We start from the raw sequence: 21,724 nt of genomic DNA on the forward strand, positions 1-21,724 counted from the left end.
ATGGGTCCGCAGCAAAGGCTATGGAACTATGCCCCCATGCTCAAATAACGTTCACCGGTATCGTGAACCATGGTTACTACCACCTTCCCTGCCCCTAGTCGCTCGGCAACACGTAAAGCCGCGCAAACGCTGGCGCCGGATGAGATGCCGACCATAATGCCTTCTTCTTCGATCAAACGCTTACGCATGGCAAACGCTTGCTCGGTACTGACCAGCTCGACCCCGTCCAACAAATCGAGGTCCAAGTTTTTCGGGATAAATCCTGCACCTATGCCCTGTATCTTATGCGCTGAATGCTCCCCTCCGGAGATCACCGGCGACTCGGCGGGTTCTACCGCAATCGCTTTAAAATTCGGGTTGCGATTTTTAATCACGTCCGCCACTCCGGAAATAGTTCCCCCGGTACCAACTCCGCACACAAAGGCATCAATCGCCCCATCGGTTCCGGACCATATTTCTTGCGCAGTGGTTTGCCGATGAACTTCGGGATTTGCCGGATTTTCGAATTGTTGCGGCATATAAGCACCGGTATCGGACGCGATTTCCTGCGCTTTTCTGACAGCGCCTTTCATTCCTTCCGAGCCCGGGGTCAACACGATTTGCGCACCGTATAACACCAATAAATGCCTGCGTTCCACCGACATGGTGTCCGGCATGACCAAAATACAGCGATAACCTCTAGCCGCCGCCACCATCGCCAACGCAATCCCGGTATTTCCGGAGGTTGGCTCGACGATTGTCCCACCGACCCTTAACGCGCCCATGCGCTCGGCGGCCTGTATCATTGCGAGGCCTATACGGTCTTTCACGGAACCGCCCGGATTTCGGGATTCCATTTTTAACAGTATGCTCGCCGAATTTTCGACGGGGATTTTTTGTAACTTGACTAACGGAGTATTCCCGATCAGTTGAGTGATGCTAGTTGCGTTAGCCATAACAACAAAGCTCCTACTTATCGATCTTGAATGCCAAAAACACCGGACTTCCATTGCGCTGAATCAACATCGCTATGGATTTTTCCACCGGCAACTTGGCAACTATTTTATTGAAATCCGCCGCATCTTTCACCGGAGTATTTTGTACCCGAAGAATCACGTCCCCGGGTTGTATCCCTGCATCGAGCGCAATTCCTTTTCCGACTTTTTGCACTAAAACGCCATGTTTTTCAACCTGTAATTGTTGCCGCTGCTCTTCGGTCAAATCCGCAACCACTAGCGCCAAACGATTCACGTTAGTCTCGGGAGCGGCGCCGGACTCCAGCTGCGCGGCTTGGGCCGGCAACAAGCCTATTTTTACGCTTAATTCTTCTTCATCGCCCTGGCGGATAATTTTAAGCTTCGCTTTTTCATCGACAGGAGTCATGCCCACGATAGGCGGCAATTCGCCGGAGGTATCTATCGTCTGATCGTTGAATTCGACAATGATGTCGCCGACTTGCACCCCCGCCTTGTCCGCCGGTCCGCCCGCCACGACTTTAGCCACCAACGCGCCGTGAGGCCTATCCATACCGAACGATTCAGCCAGTTGCCGAGTCACGTCCTGAATTTGCACTCCCAGCCAACCGCGCGACACTTTACCCTTGGTTTTGATTTGGTCGGCGACACTCATGGCTACGTCAATGGGTATGGCGAAGGATAAGCCCATGTATCCGCCCGAACGGCTGTAGATTTGCGAGTTGATACCGACGACCTTGCCCTGCATGTTAAATAGCGGCCCGCCGGAATTACCGGGGTTAATCGCCACGTCGGTTTGAATGAAAGGCACGTAGTTACCGTCCGGGAGGCTACGGCCCTTGGCGCTGACGATACCGGCAGTCACCGATTGTTCGAATCCGAACGGAGTACCGATCGCCAACACCCACTCGCCGACTTGCAGTTGATCCGGCGAACCGATCTCAACCACGGGCAAATCTTTCGCCTCGACTTTAAGCAAAGCAACATCGGTGCTCTCGTCCGACCCTACCAATTTGGCAACCAACTCCCGCCTATCTTTTAACTTGACCACGATCTCGGAGGCATTATTAACGACATGATGATTGGTCAAAATGTAACCGTCTTTAGAAAGCACAAATCCCGAACCTAAGGAATTGGTCTCTTTAGGCACGTAACCCCGCCCCGGACCTTGAAAGTAATGGCGGAAAAAGTCTTCCAATTCCGGCGGAATGTCTTGAGGCATTCCGGATGGATCGTCGACCTGCATGTCCGGAGTTTTTTGAGTCGTGCTGATATTCACCACGGCATCGCCGTTGCTCTTGACCATTTGGGTAAAGTCCGGCAACTGCGCGTATACCGAACTGGCGAGTAACAAAAACAAGCAAAAGCTGTTTACAATTTTGTTAAGCATGCATGCTCCATTCCTAGAGTTGAGATCGAATTCGAGTTAAACCGCCGTGGGCGGGAACATAGCAAATACAATTAGGCGTTTTCCCTGCACGAAAAACACCCTCAATTTTCTTATACTTATGTTTTTATGAGTGGGATTATAAGCCGGTATCGGCTGCCTTAGGCAAGCCGAAATCGCTTACCGGATTTCGACGCCTTGGCCCAGCATTTCGACAGTCTTTACCGGTACTTCTCCGAGTACCGTAATTTGTAAGTCGTCGATGGTTCGGCTGTAAGAATTGACGGGACCCAATGAGCGTAGGCCATCGATACCTTTATCGCCTTTAGCTTCGAAATAAACCGAAACCGTAGAAAACCCATCGCTGATCAACAAATGATCTACGGTTTTTTTCGATTGCTGCATGGTATTGCGAATAAAAAATATTTTCTCGAAGCCCGGCGGCCAAGTTTTAATTTGATAAGGTGACGAGTCGAAACTGTGAGCTTCAATCACCTGCTGAGGATTCGATTCGCCGCCGGCTTGCGCAGAGCCTTCCGCTAGAGAAGACTCTGCGTCCAACACCATTTCAGTAAACAAAACTTGTTCCAAGGCCATACCGTCCAAATCGTAGACCTCTACTTTCAGAGGCAAGCCGGTTTGAGTGTCCGCCCATAACTTACGGGCGTAACGCAGCTCGTCTTTAGGCAAGATCGCAATAATCTGCGTGGGCCGCATCGCCACCATTTCCTGCCCGGTAGCGGCTAATAGGTAAAAATCTTGCAGGGTTTCCGGGTGTTGCGGCAAATTGACGATAAAAGAGCGGTCCAATGGATGGCGGGTTTCGATTTTTTGGCTGGTCTCTTTATATAAGCACTTTATTTCACTGGACTTTCTAGTCACTTCCCGCAAGGGTGAGTTCAATGAGGTCAGACGTTCAAATTCGACACCGTTTTCTACCGAATGTTGATATTTCATGGTATCGATTTGACCATTCTTCATGAACACGACCGTGCCATGATAGTTGCGGGACTTCATTGCTTCGTTGACTTTCTTCAGCCAATGAAGTCCGTCCAGCGGAGAGTCGGCTAACGCAGCAGTCGCCGAGATATAAAAAATTATCGCAAAAACCCAACGCATTAAGGCACTTATTGATGTTGATAACTAGCTAAGCGAGCATGGGACGGATTAGCAACCGCATCGTTAACGTACCAAACATTATCATGAGCTTGTAAATACTCTTTGAAACGCGCATTGCTTTGTGCGGCAGGCAGATTGACTTGCGCCACCCGGCTTACGCTATTGAACGGGTTGGATTGGTAAGGCAATATCGACAGTGACGCCCAGCCGATTACCACCATCGCCACGCTGGCGGCAACGGCCACTGCGGCTTTTTTAGGCAAGGCAACCAGCCTTTTTTGCGGCAAGAAGTAAACAGGTTCGGATTTGAGCTGTTCAGCCACCTTAGCGGCAAAACCGGCATCCGCCACCGCATAACTATTTTCTTTCAACGCTTGACTGATCATCGAATAACGTTGCAACTTGGCTTGCAAGTCTTTATCCCTGCTCACCGTGGCCAGCAATGAAGCAGCGCTTTCGGCGTCCAACTCATCGTCCAGCATTAAAGACAGTCGTTCTTTCAAGTGTTCTTGCATGACACTACCTTCTAATCAAGCAATGGATTTAATTTTTGGTCTATAGCCTCTCGGGCTCTGAAAATTCGAGACCGAACGGTTCCTATCGGGCAATCCATCGCTTCGGCTATCTCTTCGTAACTCATACCCTCGAACTCCCTAAGCGTAATGGCAATCCGCATTTCCTCGGGTAACTTTTCGATGGCCGATTTGATCACCTGGACAATTTGATCGTTCATCAACAAACTCTCCGGGGTCTCGATGTCCTTTAGTTGCGGTGCATTTTCCACCTGTTCGGCATCCTGCACCTCTATCTCGTAATCGGTATAACGCCGGGAACGAGATAGCAAATAATTCTTCGCCGTATTGATGGCGATGCGATAAAGCCAGGTATAAAAGGCACTATCGCCGCGAAAATCGCCCAAGGCTTTATACGCTTTGATAAAAGTATCCTGCGCCACGTCTTGCGCCTCACTGGGATCTTTCACATAGCGATTCACCAGATGCACAATCTTATGTTGATATTTTATGACCAATTGATCAAAAGCGGCTTTATTCCCCTGCTGGACGCGCCTTACCAACTCTTGGTCTAAATCTTCGGAGAATCTGGATGATTCGTTCACTGAGCTATTTCGATGCTGTAATGGACAGAATTAAACCGCATTAGTTCTGGTAATACAAAAAAAATTACCACCCACTTAAAACACGATATGATTTTTACAGATTTGTAACAAACCTTTCAATCTTGCCCGCAAACGACATTGACCACTCGTTCAACCCTTCATTACGACATCCTGATTGCCGGCAGCGGCGGCGCCGGATTAAGCCTTGCCTTGCATTTAGCGGATCAATACCGGGTCGCCGTATTGGCCAAGTTCGCGCTGACCGAATGCAGCACCTTTTACGCGCAAGGCGGCATCTCGGCGGTTTTCGACGATCAACGCGATTCCATAGAATCTCACATCGAAGACACATTAATAGCCGGCGCCGGCCTGTGCGACCCTGACATTGTAACGCTTACCGTTTCCAAAGGCCGTGAAAGCATAGAATGGCTACGCGCGAACGGCGTCAATTTTACCGAACGCAAGACCAAAAGCGGCATTAAAGAACTGCATTTGAACCGCGAAGGCGGTCATTCTCACCGGCGCATCGTGCATACCGACGATGCCACCGGCAAGGCCGTGTCTTTATCTCTGATCGAACGCGCCCGGCAGCATCCCAACATTCACCTGTTGGAGCACCACAACGTCGTGGAATTAATCACCGCGCACAAACTGAATGCTGCCCCGCAGCGGGTGTTAGGCGCCTACGTGCTGGATAACCGCCTGGGACAAATCAAAACCTTCGCCGCCAAAATCGTAGTCCTGGCTACCGGCGGCGCCAACAAGGTGTATTTGTATTCCACCAATCCGCATACCTCGAGCGGAGACGGCATCGCCTTGGCATGGCGTGCGGGCTGCCGGGTAGGCAATATGGAATTCATGCAATTTCATCCCACCTGCTTATATCACCCGTCCGCCCGTTCGTTTTTGATCAGCGAAGCGGTGCGCGGCGAAGGCGGACACCTGATTCTGCCGGACGGCGAACGCTTTATGCGCCACTACGACGAGCGCATGGAGCTGGCGCCGCGCGACATTGTGGCCCGCGCCATCGATAACGAAATCAAACGACACGGTCTGGATTGCGTCTATTTGGACATCAGTCACAAGACGCGCGAATTCATCCAAAAACACTTCCCGACCATCTACATGCAATGTTTGGAGCTGGATATAGACATCAGCCAACAAGCGATACCGGTGGTCCCCGCGGCGCATTATACCTGCGGCGGGGTGGTTACCGACCGCAACGCCCGCACCGACATTCCCGGCTTGTACGCCATCGGCGAAGTCGCCTGCACCGGCTTGCACGGTGCCAACCGCATGGCCAGCAATTCGTTGTTGGAATGCTTGGTATTTGCCGAACAAGCCGCGCAAGACATCAGACGCTGCTTCAAAGACATTGCCGAACCGCCCGCGCTGCCGGCTTGGGACGAGTCGCAGGTCAGCGACTCGGACGAGGAAGTCGTCATCTCGCATAACTGGGACGAACTGCGCCGCTTCATGTGGGATTACGTCGGCATCGTCCGGACCAACAAGCGTCTGGAACGCGCAATGAACCGACTGGTGCTGCTCAAAGAGGAGATCAGCGAATATTACGGCCAATTCAGAATCAGCAGCGATTTGTTGGAATTACGCAACCTGGTCATCGTCGCCGAACTCATCATTCGTAGCGCTCAGCAACGCAAAGAAAGCCGCGGCTTGCACTTCACCCAAGATTATCCGGAAAGTGACGACACCTCACCGCCGCGCAACACCATCCTGACGCCACCCAACGCGGCCAAGCAGCCCTAAATCGCTATAACCGGCATAGCAAAAGCCGATCCAACCGCGGCGCGTCGATTTCACAGGCTTGCCAAACATCCGGCGCCGACGCGTTCAATGGCTTTTTCCAATCGAAGATTCGGTCTCGATGAACTTCGAACTTCCGGTGTAATTGCGCCGGAGTTTTATCTCCAGCCTGCTATTTTGACTTTGAAGGCCGGTGAAAATGTTTTTCCCGGTTTTGAGACACTATCCGCCCCATCTATGTCGTTGCGGATTTTTTAAACTAGCTGGTCTTTCACTCAAGCGGTTGTTCAATTTTCGGGACCACCACTAGCCATGAAAAAGATACTCATGCCCGCCAAAACCACGCTAGCGTTGGTGCGCTAGTCGTAACCTACACCCTAGCGCATCTGCCGCGCTGACCTATAATGAACCGGAATCAAGTCCAATCCAGCCATGCTCCCCCTACTCCCGCAGCAAATCGCCCCGGCCGACGCCCGCCAGCAGGCCTTAACCGAAACGCATCTGACCGGCCGCATCAACGAATTGACCGGCTATTTTCTAGCCTTACGCGCCGACGTAGACCGGAAACTGGCGGCCAAACTGCCGCCCGCCACCGGCAAACCTTACCCCTACGGCCGCTGCGAAGAAATTACCCGCGAAGCGTTTGCCTTATTGACGCAACGCCTGCCACAGGCACAAACCGCAACCGATTTGGCCTTGCGCGACTTCGCCGCTAACGGCGGCATCGTGCGCACGGTGTGGGGCGTGCTGCGCGAGCAATATTTCCAGAACGCGCTGCAATTCGGCAGCCTGTATGTAGACGTGGCTAACGACACGGTAGACCTCGCCAAACCCAAGGTGGAAATTCTGCCCATGGCCGATAGCGGACTGCTGGACGTGCGCGACTTGGCTCACTTTCGGCAAACCGCACAATCTTACTGGGGCGCCGCGTTGTACGCCAACCATCTGCTGCCCAGCTTGGCACCGCTGCTGCCTATCGTTTCGGTCAGCCCCGGCCGGCTCAAACCCGGCCTGCAATCGGCCTGCGACTACATGATCGCCTTGATGTGCCGCGACGAATTTCGCCAAGCCGAAGCTTGGTTGGAGAGCGGCCCGCCGCCGCCCGCGGACATTGCCCGGGCCGTGCTGTCTAAAGCCCCTGCCGACCTGCATGCTTGGACCGCCGACCCGCGCCAAGAAGCCATCACCGCCTGCCGCCGCGCCCGCAGCGCCGGCTGCCATACCGACAGCCAATGGCGAGACGCCCGGGTCCTGGATTACCTGCGCGCTCGCCGCCAGTAATAATCTGATTTCAATGCTCCACCTTCGTCACCCCGGTAGTCGCCGCAATCCAATCCAGAACCTCCGTAACCGCGACAGGGATTCGCTTACGCGCCCTACGGGTGCCGGGGTCCAGAAGCCATGAAAGGCTCCATTTCACAGTCAACGCCGTTCACATCCATGTGGCCTGGATTCCGGCAATCCCTGCCGGAATGACGGTGGTAGGCTACGGGCTGGCGAGGAACGGTGATTCTGGTTTTACGCACTTTGCACCCCCACCACCACTCACCGCAACGCAACCGAAAAACACGCCCGATCCTCCGTCACCCCGGCAGGGAATGCCGGGGTCCAGACGCCATGGACGGCTCCATTTCACAGTCAACGCCGTTCACATCCATGTAACCTGGACTCCGGCACCCGTAGAGCGCGTAAGCGAATCCCTGCCGGAATGACGGTGGTTGGCTGCGGGAATGCCGGGGCCACTTGGGTTGCGGCCAAAGTTAAACGCCAGTTGGCTATTCGGGGATGGGAAAAGGGAAAAAGCAAACAGCAAAAAGGTTTATAGAGTCCTGGCGAGCCGAAAACCGGAGGTGTTGACCGCAGCATCGGGCCGGTTCCTGCCGCGGTTGGCGGAACGCAGGCCCGACGGAGTGTTGATCCACGAGCCGCCGCGCAGCGCCCGCTTTTCGCACTGGTCCTCCGGCTTCGCGCGACCGTCGCTGTCTCCGCCTTGGTAATCGTCGTGGTAACAATCCTGCACCCATTCCCAAGCGTTGCCGGCCGTATCGTACAGACCGAACCCATTGGGCTGGAAACGGCCAACCGGCGCGGTAAACGCGTAGCCGTCGCTGCAAGCGGCAAACGTCCAGTTTTTGCCGATGAACTCGCTATCAGTTTGTTGGGCAGTTTGATCGACGCCGTTGGCAAAACCGCATGGCTCGGCAGTGCCCCAAAAATAGGCGGTTTGCGTGCCGGCCCGCGCCGCGTATTCCCATTCCGCTTCGCTAGGCAAGCGGTAAGTGCCGGCCGGCAGGCCCAAGTCGGCGTTCAGCCATTTGATATATTCCTGGGCGTCGTCCCAACTGACGCACACCACCGGATGACTGTCGTCGTAAGGTTTAAAGCCCGGATTGCGCCAATTCAGATTTTTATCCTGCTTCCTTTCACGCGTCGTCGCATTCCAGCCGTAACAGCCTCCGCCCTGCTCGGCACTAGTCGGGTAACCCGTCGCTGCGACGAAGCGGCCGAATTCGCCGACCGTCACTTCGCAGCGGCCGATTGCATACGGAATCTTGATCGTCACCGAATGCCGAGTTTCGTCGCTATCGCGCCCGGCTTCGTCGTTAGGTGAACCCATGTCAAAAGTTCCACCGGCGATCAACACCATCTCCGGCCCGGCATCGGCCTGATTAACACACTTGGGCATTTCGGCGGATTTTTCCGGCGGTTGGCCGGCATCGGCGGCCGGCAAAGTTTGTGGCAACTTGTCGGCCCGGACCGGCAAGGCCGCCAGCAAGGCCGCACCAAAAAATGCGCCGGCCGCCGTGAACTTGCCGGTAGCTAGCAGATAGCCGCAGGCTGAGCGGAGTCGAAGCCAAATCGCCGCTTCGGCTCCGCTCAGTGCAAGCGCTTCCTGGTTCAGTTCTGCCTCAAATCGGCTTTGCGCAAGGGCGGTGCGGCTGGCGAAACGATTGCCTGATTCAGCAAGCCGCGGCCTAGGGTGTGGCGTGACTATGCGCGATGTTCGCGTCATTGAGCCGGTACCCAGCCTAGCCGCACCTCCATCAACAGCACTTCCAATTTCTCGCCCAAAGTAAAGCGGCGGGCGCGCGGGTATAGCTCCAGCTGCGGGATGATCCAGGCCAGCAGTTGATGGCAGTCGTGCACCGCGACCGGGGTGGTATTTGCCGCATACGCTTTGTTGGTCATCGCTTACCTCCAATTCGGAAAAGGGAAAAAGCCCAGAGTAAACAGTTTAACGGGTCCTGGCGAGCCGAAAACCGGTGTTGACGTTCACTACATCGGGCCGGTCCCTGATGCGGACGGCGGAACGCAGGTTCGACGGTCTGAAGTTCCACGAGCCGCCGCGCAGCGCCCGCGTTTCGCACTTGTTCTTTTCCCAGGCGCGACCGTCGGCTGGCGCGCCTTGATAATTATCGTGGTAACAATCCTGTACCCATTCCCAGACATTGCCGGACATATCGTACAGTTTGAAGTTATTGGCTTTAAAGCTTTTAACCGGTGCAGTGTAGGCGTAACCGTCCGCGCAATCGGCGTAGGTTATGCTGTCGCCGAGAGTCCAATCTTTATCCTTTTTCAAGCTTTGATCGGCGCCGTTGGCGTAATCGCATGGTTTGGCATTGCCCCAATAGTACGCGGTTTGGCTGCCGGCCCGGGCCGCGTATTCCCACTCTGCTTCGCTGGGCAATCGGTAGCCGGCGTCGCCGCTTAAATTCAAACGTTTATTCAGCCAAGCGATGTAGCTTTGCGCATCGTCCCAACTGACGTTGATGACCGGGCGGTTGCCGCGGCCCCAGCCTTGGTCTTCGACCTGCCGGCAAGCCTTGGCTTGCACACAGCGCTCCCACTCATTGAAGTTCAGTTCGGCTTCGGCCAATTGGAAGGCGGCGAGCTTGACCGGGTGCTGCGGGCCTTCGTCTGCGTCTCTGCCGGGTTCGCTATCCGGCGAACCCATCATGAATTGGCCGGCCGGGATAATCACCAGGGTCGGCCGAATCGGCTCGACCGACCAGTCTATGTTGGGGTCCGGGCGTTTGAGTTGGATTTCGCTAGGCGCGGGCTGCCAGTCCAGCTGCGCCGGATAAGCCGTTAGGACTCGGTTTTGCGGGCGCGGATCGCGGAATAGTTGGCCGGTTTGCGGCAGCGCCGCCAGATAAACGGCGGCTTGTGCGGTTTCCGCACCGAACGGAAATTCGCCGCCCCAAGTCATCTGTTGAACCACGTCGCGCAACTCGGTTTGCCGTGGCGCCGGGGCGTCAATACGGCTTTCGGTTACGCTGTCGTCCTCGATTTTGGCAATTTTGTAACCCATCGCCGCCAGGCCGTAGCCCAAGGCCTCGGCGGCGGCCAATGCGGAAGAATGGTGGACGATGGTGACAAGCTGATCGGCGTTCTCAGCCTGATGGGCGACCAACAGCGCCCGGCCCCACGCATCACGACCGAAAGTTTGCCAGCCGCCGGCCACCATACCGGCGTAAACCGCCGCCAAGGCCAGCAGCGTCAAGCGCTGCGGCCAGGCGCCGAGCAGCCATTCCGGCAAGGCGGTCAACAGCCGGCGCGGCAGCATTTTTTGCAACCACTGCCAGCGCGGCAGCAACAAGACTTCGGCATAGACGCCGTCGCGCCACGGGCTGCGGTAGCCGCCGCGGCTTGCCCAGAACTGCAGCCACAACCGCCAGACCGCCGGCGGCTTGTGCAAGTGCAGTTGCACCACGTGGCCGGGGCGTTTTTTGCGGTCGAACAGATTCCGAAAAAAGTCCTGCGCCAAACGCCGGTCTTCGGTGCTCATTTGCGCCAACAAGGCCTGCCGCAACCAGCGCGGCAACCAGCCTTGCCGGCACCACGGCAAGCCGAGCACGGTGAGCAAATCGGCCAGTTTGAAGCTTTTACCGACGCCGGCAGCGGCGGCGTAATCGTACAAGGCCCGGCTCAGGTCGCCGTGCAAGCCCGGATAAACGGCCAGCAGGCCCAGCAGCCGCACAACGCCCTTGCCGTAAGTGCTTTCAATCCAGTCCAGGGCTAGGTGCGGATCGTCCGGCGGCAGATTGCCCAGCCAGTCGCGACGAAATTTTGCGGGATCGCCATTGTCCGGCTGCTTGCGCTCCGGTTTGACGTCGGCGGCAAAATCCAGCAGCGGGCTTAAGTCGGCCAGCCGGTCGACCACGCTATAGCGGTATTTCGCCCGTTGCAGAGATTCGAGCTGGCGGCGGTTGGGCGGGGTGATCAGCGCCAGCCGGTATTCCGGTACGGTCTTAAAGGCTTGCAGCCAGCTTTGCGGTTCGCCGGTCAGCCGGTAAAACAACACTTCGTGCTCGACCACCAGCAACACCCGGCTGCCGGGGTGCAGCCACAACACTTCGGCCAAGGCTTGCGGCCGGGCGTTTTCGCGGTGCTGCGGCCATAGCCACTGCGGATGGCGGTCGAAATGGTAGCGATGCACGCGGATTTGCGCTTGTTTCAGGCTGTCCAGCAATTCGGCCAGCAGCCAGGCGCTTTGGTCGTCGCGGTGGCGGCGGTCGGCGATCAGCACGAAGTCGGTTTGGCGCTGGCGCTGGCGGTAGCGTAGTTGCGGATAGCCGCCGGATCGGGCGATGGCCCGCACGGTTTGTTGCCAATCGATGCGCCGCTCGCCGCTGGCGGCAAAGCGCAAGCGGCCGAACAACTGTTTGGCGCCGGCGCCCAGCAGCGGCGCCAGCGAGGCCTTGGGCGCCCGCAAGCGCAGGTCTTCGCCGGCCTCGCCCAAGCCGCGCCGAAACTGCACCCGCCGCTTGCGCCACAACCAGATCAGCGGCAAGCCGAACAGCGCGGCCGCGATGCCGGCCAGCCAGTATTCGGCGCTGCGTAGATCTTGCGGATCGACAGTGTAAAGCGGCGGCAACTGGCGGAGCGGCATTTGGGTTAAAAACGGCCGCGATGGGGTGTTTTCTGTTGCTTGGGGCTTTTGTTGGCCTGTGGTGTCCGGCTGGTCAATGATAATAGGCGTGCGTTCGACGTTGCCGATTGGCTGTGACAAAAAAAACTGCCGATACAACAAGCCTGCTAGCACGATCAATAACACGGCCAAGACCCACAATTGCCAGCGCTGCTTGCGCCGCCGGCGCAGTTCTTCGGCGGAAAGGCCAGTGCGCTGTTGCTCCAGTAATGTCGCGGCTTCGCGCCGGATGGCCGGGTTAGCCGGTTGCGTCGCTGGGTCGGCGGTCTGCTGATTCCAATGCCCGACCCAAACCGCCATAAACTGCTGTTGCTGGTCCGGGTCGCGGCACAACAGCGGCCGGATGCGCAAACCGTAAGTCTCTAAATCTACCGGTAAGTCGTCTTGCTGGCGCCAGACGGCGAACAAATAGTGCAGGTCGCGCTGTTGTTGGGGCGTGACGGTTTGACTGCTGCGGGTTTGCCAAACGGCTAGAAAAGCCGGCAGGCCGGCCAGCACGGTTTGCCAGTCACGCTCCCGGTCCGATGCGGCCGTCTCCGGAACCGAATCCGGTGTTAGGTCGCCGAGCGCCACTGTGCGATCAGATCGTCAAAGCGGGCCGCATCGTCTTTGTGTTTGAGCAGGCTGGATTTAGCCAGGGTTTTCCACAATTTGGTTTCTTGGCTTTTTGCCGCAGCGCCGGCACCGTGATGGTCGAGTATCAGCAACCAGTTCAACAGCTCGGCGGTTGACGGCGGCTTTTCCAGGCTGACGCGCTCGGCGTCTTTCAAAAATTGGAAAAAAGCGATGCTATGGTGACGGGCTTCCGGGCTTAAGGTGACTGCTTGTGGGTGTGTCGAGTTATCCAGACGCTTGTTTACGATGCTCTGCAATTGATCGGGGTTGGGCGGCTGCATGTGGTAATACACGCAACGGCGTAGAAACGGCTCCGGCAAACCTTTTTCCGAATTGCTGGTAATGACGATTTGCGGGCGGAATTTGGCCTCGTCCTTGTCCGGACGCTTGCTATCGGCATAGATCGAGAATACTTGGTCGCCCAGCTCCGGTACCTTGAATTGCAGGCGGCGCACTTCTTCCAGCATGTCGTTGCAAAAATCGGACGGGGCCTTGTCGATTTCGTCGATCAACACCACCGACGGCTGACGCGGCAACGGTTCGGGCCGATCCGGCCAAGCGTGTTTGCCCAGCCGCAAGGCTAGCAGGGTGGACGAGGGCATGGCCCGCAAAATCGCCAGGCCCAGGCCGTCGAAATGCAAGAACCGGCGCACGTCGATGTCCGTGTCTTTTTTCGCCTGCAGCGCGTGCAAGGTACGGGAATATCCGCCCCTGCTTTTGCCCATGTCTTTTTTCGCCTGCGCCGCGTGCAAGCGGCGCAGATGGTCGATGCTGTAAAACAAATCCTGCGCGCTGCTAGTGGACTTGACCGCAAATTCGATGGTTTGACAGCCCAACTCGTAAGCGATGCGATGGGCCAATTGGGTTTTGCCGACGCCCGGCTCGCCGGTTAGCAGCAAAGGCATGCCAAGCAGCAAGGCGGTGTTGACCGCTTCGATCAGGCCTTGATCAGCTAAGTGATAGTCTGCGGGATCGTCCAGCGGCGCCAGCGGACGGGGCAGCAGCCGTTGCCAATTGCCGTCGTCGGGTTGAGTGACAGGGCCTTGGCCGGTGAATTTGAAGTGATTAGCTGTCATTGCAAGGATTCATTTTAGTTAGATTGATGATGCTTTCGGTATCGTTACGGAATTTGAGGAAACTGATTCGATAGTCAACCGTCTCTCCACCTTGCAGCTCGGCAAATTTGACCTTGAATTTGGTTAATGCCCGGTTATTTTCAGCGCTGGAATCTGGCCTTAAATCGCTCAATAGCCCTCTCACTTGTATCAACCAAGTTTGCACATCATTTGGAGTGATTGGTTGCAAACTGAAACAAGCCGTGCTTGAAGCCATCAGGCGCGGATCGAGCCATAGACCAAATATCAGTACAATCGCCAGTGAAGAATCTTGGCTATTGACGCGCAAAGCGGCGTCTTGCCAGAGTTGGTTAAAATTTTCTATCCAGCGGCGGCAACGCTGAATCTTGCGTAATATCCGCTGTTTGCTAAACCAGCCTGCCGCCGAAATGCGTTTGCCGGACTCAAAACCTTCCGATAACAAGATAATCGGCTTCGTCTGCCGATTTTGGACAGCAACGAAAATTCGTGAGCAAAAAGACTTTAGTTCTTCATTTTGATTACGCTGAAAATCGGAACCGATGAGTATGGCCCCCACTTTTTGCAAACAAACATCGAGAAAGTACTCTTCATTAGGATAATCTTGGCCTTCGTCCATGCCCCAGATATTCACGTCCATATACTCAAAACGGTAAGCCTGATCAGTGAGTAAAAGCTGGCTAGGTAATTTTTCCTTGGCTTTACACACCAAACGGGCACCCAAGGCATCGCCGAACTCCGGCAGACTGTCTTCAGTACTTTGAAACAGGCAAAAACAAGCCTTTACCGGACTTCTGGGCCTCATTTCGCTACCTAACAAATGGTCCAGGACATGCCCGTAGGCCTTTTGCGGACGACCGATGAACAACGTCGAAGCTTCGAACACAGTTTGAATCGGTATTTGCAGCTGGCGAGACACCGAGCGATTCAGCGCATTAGCCTTGATGTCGCCATTATCTGGTTTTAAGACGTCTAATTGCGCTTGCAAAACGCTGTCGCGCAAGGTTTTGTTGATTTTCTCTAACCAAGCGTGACAGTAAAACAATGGTATGAATCTGGATTCATTCATTTGTTGGTCGCTGTCTATGACTACGCCAATGGCAACTTCTTTTCCGTTTTTTAGCGTCGTAGCCGCTCCGCCGCTGGAACCTGGTTTGGCCAAATGAGCAACGAGATACGCATCGTGTTTGTCATTGAGCGCGGACTGGTTCTTGATATTTCCCTTTAGTTTGAAGACTTTTTTTTCGTCTTTATCCACGCCGTAGTAATTCACGGGCAGACCGTTTTCATAATGGTCACGACTGAAGTCCATCCCGCAATAAAATTGCTTCGACTTAGGGCTATTCAGGTGGATGAGGGCTATATCTAAACCATCCAATAGGAACAGATTCTCGTCAACAACGGGCTGCAAAAGTACCCGTCTATCCTCGCCTTTAACCATGCCGATATAAAGTACGTTGTAGTTTTCACCCTGTTGCAGCAAATTGTGCCGGGCGGTGAGGATTAATTGCCGGGAAATAAAGAATCCGCTACCGATGAAACCATCGGCGGAATTGGCGTCGCGGTAGATGCTGACTATAGCTAGTTCTGGATCGTCGGCTGTCATGGCGCTAGTCTTTGGGAAAATGCCGAGGAGTTACTTGTTTACCCACTTCGCCGTGACTTTCACGGCACCGTTGGCTTCGCCTTGAGTGACGAAGGGTACGCCGGCGCTGCCCTTGAAACCCATGTTGATTTCCAAAGTCCATTCGCTGGGCTTGCTGTCGGCTAAGGCCTGCTGCATGGTGGCGCAGAGGCCTTTAACGGTGCTCAGCACTTTAGTCCCGGCATCCTGAATGTCATCCAACGCATTAACCGGTTTAAAACGACTTTGCTCGCCGGGATCTTGCCCGTGTTGCTCGACTTCGGCCACTTCGATGTAAATGACTTGGTCGCCGAATTTTAGCGGTTGGATAGTGCGCGACATGTTTAAACTCCGGGTTTGTTGTGTTTTTATTTTCGCAAAAAAGAAGCGCTTCGACCAAAGGGAAGTCTAACGTAACGAATCATCGCCGCTAGCGGTATTATTTTCAAGCTTTGACGCTTGGTCAGCGTTAGCGCAACTTGCGGCCGGCATTGCCATCCGTAGTTCCCGGATTCCGGCAGTCCCTGCCGGAATGACGGATATATGCCGCGCTTACCGATAGGCGCGGTTTGGTTCACTACTCTATGCCGAAGTTGACAGACGGCGGGTTCGGTTTCTACAGTGCCGCCCATCGACCCGAAATTGTATTGCCAGCCGATAATGACTTCCGCCATCGCCGACGACGTTTTAATCGACGTGCACTGCCACCGCGCCTCGGCGCAGGGGGTGGCGATTGTCAGCGTGGATATGTCCGGCGCGGCCGGATGGGCATTATATTCGGACGGCGACGCGGCGCTTAGTCCGGCCCCGTTAATCTTCGAGATGCCGTCAGGTGCGAGCGGCTCTAAGCCCGACACGGTGCGTCCTTCGACAAATTCAGGACGACCGGTTTTCGAAGATCGGGCCGATAACGGCCGCTATTTCAGCCTGGGGATGCACCCTTGGTTTATAGAGCGGCAAGCGCAGGAGATAGCTTTTAGCCGGCTGGAACGGCTGGCCGCGCATCCCAAGGTGCTGGCGATAGGCGAATGCGGCTTGGATAAGTGCATAGCCACGCCGCCGGCCAGACAGGCCGAGGTGTTCAGCCGGCACATCGAATTGTCGGAAGCGGTCGGCAAACCATTGATTATTCATTGCGTCAGGGCATTCGCCGAACTGCTGCAATTGAAAAAGCGCTTTGCCCCTCGCCAAGCCTGGATCGTGCATGGCTTTACCGGCAAGCCGGCGTTGGCGAAACAATTGCTGCAACACGGCTGCTATTTGTCGTTCGGTAAAGCGATATTGTTAACCCGGCCTTTTCATCCCGAGCCTGTCGAAAGTAGTACCGACCCGGGCTTGGATACGCTTAGCTCAAACGGAATACCCCTGATCGATAGCACCGGTTCATTAAAGTCCGCTTCGCAAGCCGCCGAAGCGTTGAAAATCGTGCCGCCGGAACGGCTGTTTCTGGAGACCGACGCCGCAATAGACGTTTCGATTGGCGAAATCTATGCGGCAGCGGCTAAAATTCTGGGTTTGGATCTCGCCGAGCTGGAACGGCGAATCGCGAGTAATTTCAACCGGGTATTTCCACATGACTGATTTAGGCTGGCTGTCGCGCACCGAATTATTGATCGGCAAGGACAAACTGGACGCGTTGCAGAACGCGCACGTGTTGGTGGTGGGGATGGGCGGGGTCGGCTCTTACGCGGCGGAATTCGTATGCCGGGCCGGGGTCGGCCATATGACTATCGTCGACGGCGACGTGGTGGAAGCCAGCAACCGCAACCGGCAGTTGCCGGCCTTGGCCACCACCCACGGACTAGCCAAGGCCGACGTGATGGGCGCCCGCTTGCTGGAAATCAATCCCGAGTTGCAACTGAGCATCAAGCACGAATTCATCACCCCGGACAGCGCGGCGGCCTTATTGGACGAAACCCGTTTCGATTACGTGATCGACGCCATCGACAGCCTGACGCCGAAGATTCATTTGATCCGGGCCGCCAAGACGCGCAAATTGAAAATCGTCAGCTCGATGGGGGCCGGCGGCAAGATGGACCCGACCCGCTTGCAGGTGGTGGACATCTCCAAAACCTACAACTGCCCGTTCGCCCAGTTCATCCGCATTCGGCTGCGCAAACACGGCATCAGCCGCGGGGTGAAGGTGGTGTTTTCCCCTGAGGTGGTGAACAAGGATTCGTTGATGTTTACCGACGGCGCCAAGTACAAGAAATCCGCCTACGGCACCATTTCCTACCTGCCGGCCGCGTTCGGCGGGGTGTGCGCCTCGGTGGCAATCCGCCAGTTGATTGCAGCCGCTCACAAGCAAGCCGCCGCGATTTCCGAAACCTCCGAGTTGGAAACCGGCGCATGAAACCGACCGATAACGGCGCTCACGGCCCCAAGCAATTGAATTTGGTCAACAGCAGCCGCTTGCAGCAGCTGGTAAAACGCCCCGATGCCGAACCGTCCGGCGACCATCCGGCGGCCTGTGCGCCGAAACCCGGCGTGAAAGCGGACCCAAACCAGCGCTTGCGGCAATTGGCCGACCAGCGGCTGGCGCAAATCCTGGCCGAGCTACCGGCCGGCCGGCAGCACAGTCTGTTCAAAATTCGCTACGGATTCAGCGTCGAGGAATTCGAACGCTTGCCGCCGGAACAGATGGCGAAAATCCTGAAGCTGATTCCCGGCAAACGCTAGCCGTCACTGCGCGGTTTTCAGGCGCAATCGAATCCGCAGGTGCCGATGCGCCCAGCGAATCAATAACAAAGCCAAAAAGACCGCGGCAAATGCCAGCGGCCGGCTCAGGTCTTTTTTCACCAGCCAGGCAAAATGCACCACCCCGCCCAGCGCAATGTAGTACACCAGCGTGTGCAAAGCTTGCCAGCGTTTGCCGCCTAAGCGGCGCAGCATATTGTCAGTCGAGGTGACGGCCAAAGGTATCAGCAACAAAAATGCACTGAAGCCTATGCTGATGTAGGGCCGCTTGAGAATGTCTTCGCCTATCGCTTGCCAATCGAAGAATTGGTCCAATACCAGATAGATCAGAAAATGCAGGCTGGCGTAAAAGAACGCGAACAAACCCAGCATGCGACGCAGCCGCACCGGCCAATACCAGCCGAACAGCAAGCGCAGCGGCGTGGCCGACAGGGTCAGCATTAAAAATGTTAATGTCCAATAGCCGGTATCGTGGGTAATGCGTTCGATGGGATTGGCGCCCAGTGCGTCTGTCAGCCCGCCCCCAATCAACTTGGCCAAAGGCAGTAACGCCGCTACGAAAACGCCGATTTTTAGCCACGCCAACCGGCGCGCGGACAAGGATGGGGTTTTCATGCTTAAAAATATCGACGCAAATCCATACCCGCATACAACCCGGCCACTTGTTCCGCATAGCCGTTGAACATCAAGGTCGGCCGTTTTAAAAAGTCGCCGATGCGGCGCTCCTTGGCTTGACTCCAGCGCGGGTGGTCCACTTCCGGATTGACGTTGGCGTAAAACCCGTATTCGTCCGGTCCGGCCCGCATCCACGAGGTGACCGGCATGTGCTCGGTCAAGCGGATTTTGACGATAGCTTTTGCACTTTTGAAGCCGTATTTCCACGGAATCACCATCCGTACCGGCGCGCCGTTCTGGTTGGGCAATAGTTCGCCGTACAGGCCGAAGGTCAGTAAAGCCAAAGGATGCATGGCTTCGTCCAGGCGCAAACCTTCCCGGTACGGCCAATCCAACACCGAGCTGCGCTGCCCCGGCATTTGCTGGGTATCGTGCAAAGAGACGAACTCGACGAATTTGGCCTTGCCGGTGGGCTCGACCTGTTTCAGCAATTCGGCCAGCGGATAGCCTATCCACGGTATCACCATGGACCAGGCTTCGACGCAGCGCAGGCGATAGATGCGCTCTTCCAGCGGCGCCAATTTCAGCAATTGGTCGATATCGAAGGTCTTCGGCTTATGCACTTCGCCTTCCACGCTGACCGTCCACGGCCGGGTGCGCAGACTATGGGCATTGCGGGCCGGGTCTTCCTTGCCGGTGCCGAATTCGTAGAAATTGTTGTAGCCGGTGACGGCTTTGTATGGGGTGGGTTCATCGCTCAAGCCGTAGGCCGAAGAGGTAGAGAATGCCAATTTTTCGGCGGCCAACAAGGTCGCCGGCCACCAGGCGGCCAAACTTGCACCGGCCGCCATTTTCAACAAGCGGCGGCGCTGGTCGAACAACTGACGCGGCGTAATGTCGGCGTGGCTTAGGGATAGTCGGTTTTTCATGCTTGTTCCTCTTATCGAAATCGGTACCGGGACGCGCAATCGGCGAACACCGGAATTAGTCAATCGAACGGATTGCCTTAAGGTTCAGGCAATTGGGATTATCCGCGACGCAATCCGTTCAGTGCAGATCGTACAAAATCTGCCGAATTCGATAGGGCAGTTTGCATGCCAACCGGCAAACCGCTCAAATAATTCAAATATTTTCAATAAGTTAGATAAAATAACGACAGTTTGCACCCTGCGCCGTTGAGCGTACAACCGCAAAATATTGAGGCTGAGCCGCAGATAGTGGCGGCTGAGCGCGGTGGGATGCAAGGCCCAAACGACCGTTGCCGCCCCTCTGCAGGCGGCTCGGTGCGGATAGTTACTATGAAAATCATGGGGGGAACGACAGATAGCCGCGATTCGCAAGGCCATCATCGCGACTAGGCGTCGCTCCTACCAACTACCTTTCATTTGCCGGGTCTTCATGATCGTTAGGCTAAGACGCGCTAACCGGCTCAACCAACCCGGTTTCGGCTTGTTGCCAAATCAACACCCATTGCCGGTCGGAATAAACGGCCTGCACGATTCGGCTTGGTCCGCCCAGGGGACTTTGCGCATCCTCGCATGCTTGGTCACTCAGCATTTGCCAGGTCTGGTTCTGGCCGCTTGGGTTGTTGGACATGAATAACGCCCATGTGCCGTGACCGTAGGCTAGATTGTTGATGTAATACCCCTCCGCCCAACCCTGGCGAATTTGCTGTTCGGGAAAGTCGTCGCTCAAGGTCCAGCGTTGCAGCTCGCTACGCTCGGTCGACGTAAATACCAGCAACCATTGGGTTTCGCCGACGGCCAACGCGCTGACCCGGTAACCGTCGTTCCAGGCGTCGCCGATTGCCTTACCCGGAAAGTCGTCGGAAAATTGCAAACGCTGCCAGGTCGGTTGCCCAATTTTGGACAACACGACCAACCATGCCGTCTCGGCATAAGTCACTGCGGAAATATGAAAACCATCGTTCCAGCTTTGTTGAATGAGTTCGGCCGGAAATTCCGTACCTTTGTACCAGCGTTGATCCTGGTAGCCCAGGGCTTCGAAGCTCATAAACCAATGTCCGCCCCCATAGGCGACTTGCCCGACATGCAGCCCTGCTTCCCACGCCTCCCAAATTGCCCGCTCCGGAAATTGGCGGCCGAAATAATAACCTTTGTCGGCAGCCGCAAGCGGCGGTTCCGATGGCAAAGCAGACTGCGGCAGTACATCCGCGGCCTCCGGCTCGGGCGGTAAGTCGCCGCCGGATTCGGCTTGTATCTCGCCAACCGGCATAGGCATTGCCTCCGTGTTTGCCTGCCCGTCCCCTTCTGCAGCCTCCGGGACTTGATCCGAATCCGCAACACTCTGCGGTGCAGCCGGTGCCTTGGGTTCCGCTTCCGGGGCAGGCGATTTCGCCAAATACCAATACGCCGCCAAGCCCACTATTGTGGTTAAAACCAATATAACCTCGATGCTCATAGTTATTCCCGATATTTTTTCTAACAAGTTCAGCACTATTTATGCCGCAACCGATTTGCTCCGGCTATTGCGCCGTCCGGCGTGTCTCCCGGCCGCTCAACGCACCTTTGATGTGCATGCGCACAAGCCTGGCAATTCAATTGCACGCCAAATTTCCGATTGTTCCCGACTATCGAACCTCTTCCGCCTCCCGGCCTCATTGTCCGGCAAAACGCCTCGTAAATACCGAACCGCTAAACACTGGAACGCCGAATAAGCAAAATTATCAGGAACGATTTTTGTATTTGGCAGTCCACCAGCACGTGACCGAATAAGATAGCCGGCATGCATTCGAATATCAGGAGATACAACGAAATCAACGGCCGCCTTTTTCGAGTCATAGTAGC

General features: G+C 55.7%; 19 protein-coding genes. 5 read left to right on the forward strand and 14 right to left on the reverse strand.

Translation table 11 applies throughout. From position 1 onward, the window contains the following. Window positions 1-26: 26 nt before the first annotated feature. From cysK to rpoE, 5 genes are all read right to left on the reverse strand, one after another. Window positions 27-935, reverse strand: coding sequence for a cysteine synthase A (gene cysK / locus F1E05_RS15055; RefSeq protein WP_150049853.1), 909 nt, complete (start codon window positions 933-935; stop codon window positions 27-29). A 13-nt stretch (window positions 936-948) separates the two neighbouring features. After that, a complete protein-coding gene (locus F1E05_RS15060; RefSeq protein ID WP_150049855.1) occupies window positions 949-2,343 on the reverse strand; it encodes a DegQ family serine endoprotease in 1,395 nt (464 codons plus the stop codon). A gap of 177 nt (window positions 2,344-2,520) precedes the next feature. Beyond that, complete coding sequence (locus tag F1E05_RS15065; protein ID WP_150049857.1) at window positions 2,521-3,459, reverse strand: MucB/RseB C-terminal domain-containing protein; 939 nt, start codon at window positions 3,457-3,459, stop codon at window positions 2,521-2,523. A gap of 8 nt (window positions 3,460-3,467) precedes the next feature. Beyond that, complete coding sequence (locus tag F1E05_RS15070; protein ID WP_150049859.1) at window positions 3,468-3,974, reverse strand: sigma-E factor negative regulatory protein; 507 nt, start codon at window positions 3,972-3,974, stop codon at window positions 3,468-3,470. Between the two features lie 11 nt (window positions 3,975-3,985). Beyond that, the gene (gene rpoE, locus F1E05_RS15075) at window positions 3,986-4,576 is read right to left on the reverse strand and encodes an RNA polymerase sigma factor RpoE (protein WP_150049861.1); all 591 of its coding nucleotides are present in this window, start codon (window positions 4,574-4,576) and stop codon (window positions 3,986-3,988) included. A gap of 138 nt (window positions 4,577-4,714) precedes the next feature. Between rpoE and nadB the strand changes: the two genes are divergently transcribed. Together nadB and F1E05_RS15085 are read left to right on the forward strand one after the other, a co-directional pair. Beyond that, window positions 4,715-6,343, forward strand: coding sequence for an L-aspartate oxidase (gene nadB / locus F1E05_RS15080; protein WP_150049862.1), 1,629 nt, complete (start codon window positions 4,715-4,717; stop codon window positions 6,341-6,343). 429 nt (window positions 6,344-6,772) lie between these two features. Next, complete coding sequence (locus F1E05_RS15085; RefSeq protein ID WP_150049864.1) at window positions 6,773-7,621, forward strand: hypothetical protein; 849 nt, start codon at window positions 6,773-6,775, stop codon at window positions 7,619-7,621. A 538-nt stretch (window positions 7,622-8,159) separates the two neighbouring features. On the opposite strand, the gene F1E05_RS15090 is transcribed toward F1E05_RS15085, so the two are convergent. Genes F1E05_RS15090 through F1E05_RS15115 form a run of 6 tightly spaced genes read right to left on the reverse strand, consistent with a single transcriptional unit; the run spans window position 8,160 to window position 15,947 of the window. Next, window positions 8,160-9,353: a formylglycine-generating enzyme family protein gene (locus F1E05_RS15090; protein ID WP_150049866.1), complete on the reverse strand. Its 1,194-nt coding sequence runs from the start codon at window positions 9,351-9,353 to the stop codon at window positions 8,160-8,162. Then, window positions 9,350-9,529, reverse strand: a complete 180-nt coding sequence (locus F1E05_RS15095; protein ID WP_150049868.1) for a four helix bundle protein — start codon at window positions 9,527-9,529, stop codon at window positions 9,350-9,352. Before F1E05_RS15095 ends, F1E05_RS15090 begins: the two co-directional genes overlap by 4 nt. Window positions 9,530-9,575: 46 nt before the next feature. Then, window positions 9,576-12,845 (reverse strand): formylglycine-generating enzyme family protein, encoded by a 3,270-nt coding sequence (locus tag F1E05_RS15100; protein WP_150049870.1) that lies wholly within the window; start codon window positions 12,843-12,845, stop codon window positions 9,576-9,578. Next, the gene (locus F1E05_RS15105; protein WP_150049872.1) at window positions 12,827-13,963 is read right to left on the reverse strand and encodes an AAA family ATPase; all 1,137 of its coding nucleotides are present in this window, start codon (window positions 13,961-13,963) and stop codon (window positions 12,827-12,829) included. Before F1E05_RS15105 ends, F1E05_RS15100 begins: the two co-directional genes overlap by 19 nt. After that, complete coding sequence (locus F1E05_RS15110) at window positions 13,953-15,587, reverse strand: trypsin-like peptidase domain-containing protein (RefSeq protein WP_150049874.1); 1,635 nt, start codon at window positions 15,585-15,587, stop codon at window positions 13,953-13,955. Before F1E05_RS15110 ends, F1E05_RS15105 begins: the two co-directional genes overlap by 11 nt. A 30-nt stretch (window positions 15,588-15,617) precedes the next feature. After that, the gene (locus F1E05_RS15115; protein WP_150049876.1) at window positions 15,618-15,947 is read right to left on the reverse strand and encodes a CU044_2847 family protein; all 330 of its coding nucleotides are present in this window, start codon (window positions 15,945-15,947) and stop codon (window positions 15,618-15,620) included. A gap of 318 nt (window positions 15,948-16,265) precedes the next feature. Between F1E05_RS15115 and F1E05_RS20655 the strand changes: the two genes are divergently transcribed. From F1E05_RS20655 to F1E05_RS15130, 3 genes are read left to right on the forward strand one after another with little or no spacing between them, the layout of a single operon-like run. Next, a complete protein-coding gene (locus F1E05_RS20655; RefSeq protein WP_232056673.1) occupies window positions 16,266-17,186 on the forward strand; it encodes a TatD family hydrolase in 921 nt (306 codons plus the stop codon). Beyond that, complete coding sequence (locus F1E05_RS15125; RefSeq protein ID WP_150049878.1) at window positions 17,179-17,958, forward strand: tRNA threonylcarbamoyladenosine dehydratase; 780 nt, start codon at window positions 17,179-17,181, stop codon at window positions 17,956-17,958. The genes F1E05_RS20655 and F1E05_RS15125 overlap by 8 nt, the downstream gene beginning before the upstream one ends. After that, on the forward strand, window positions 17,955-18,284 hold the full coding sequence (locus F1E05_RS15130) for a hypothetical protein (RefSeq protein WP_150049880.1): 330 nt from the start codon (window positions 17,955-17,957) through the stop codon (window positions 18,282-18,284). Before F1E05_RS15125 ends, F1E05_RS15130 begins: the two co-directional genes overlap by 4 nt. Window positions 18,285-18,287: 3 nt before the next feature. On the opposite strand, the gene F1E05_RS15135 is transcribed toward F1E05_RS15130, so the two are convergent. From F1E05_RS15135 to F1E05_RS15145, 3 genes are all read right to left on the reverse strand, one after another. Further along, window positions 18,288-18,917, reverse strand: a complete 630-nt coding sequence (locus tag F1E05_RS15135; RefSeq protein WP_150049882.1) for a protein-methionine-sulfoxide reductase heme-binding subunit MsrQ — start codon at window positions 18,915-18,917, stop codon at window positions 18,288-18,290. Between the two features lie 2 nt (window positions 18,918-18,919). Further along, a complete protein-coding gene (gene msrP, locus F1E05_RS15140; RefSeq protein ID WP_150049884.1) occupies window positions 18,920-19,846 on the reverse strand; it encodes a protein-methionine-sulfoxide reductase catalytic subunit MsrP in 927 nt (308 codons plus the stop codon). A gap of 481 nt (window positions 19,847-20,327) precedes the next feature. Further along, window positions 20,328-21,338 (reverse strand): DUF7477 domain-containing protein, encoded by a 1,011-nt coding sequence (locus F1E05_RS15145; protein WP_150049886.1) that lies wholly within the window; start codon window positions 21,336-21,338, stop codon window positions 20,328-20,330. Window positions 21,339-21,724: the final 386 nt, after the last annotated feature.

The sequence above is a fragment of the Methylomonas rhizoryzae genome, from assembly GCF_008632455.1.
In the GTDB taxonomy this organism is placed as follows: domain Bacteria; phylum Pseudomonadota; class Gammaproteobacteria; order Methylococcales; family Methylomonadaceae; genus Methylomonas; species Methylomonas rhizoryzae.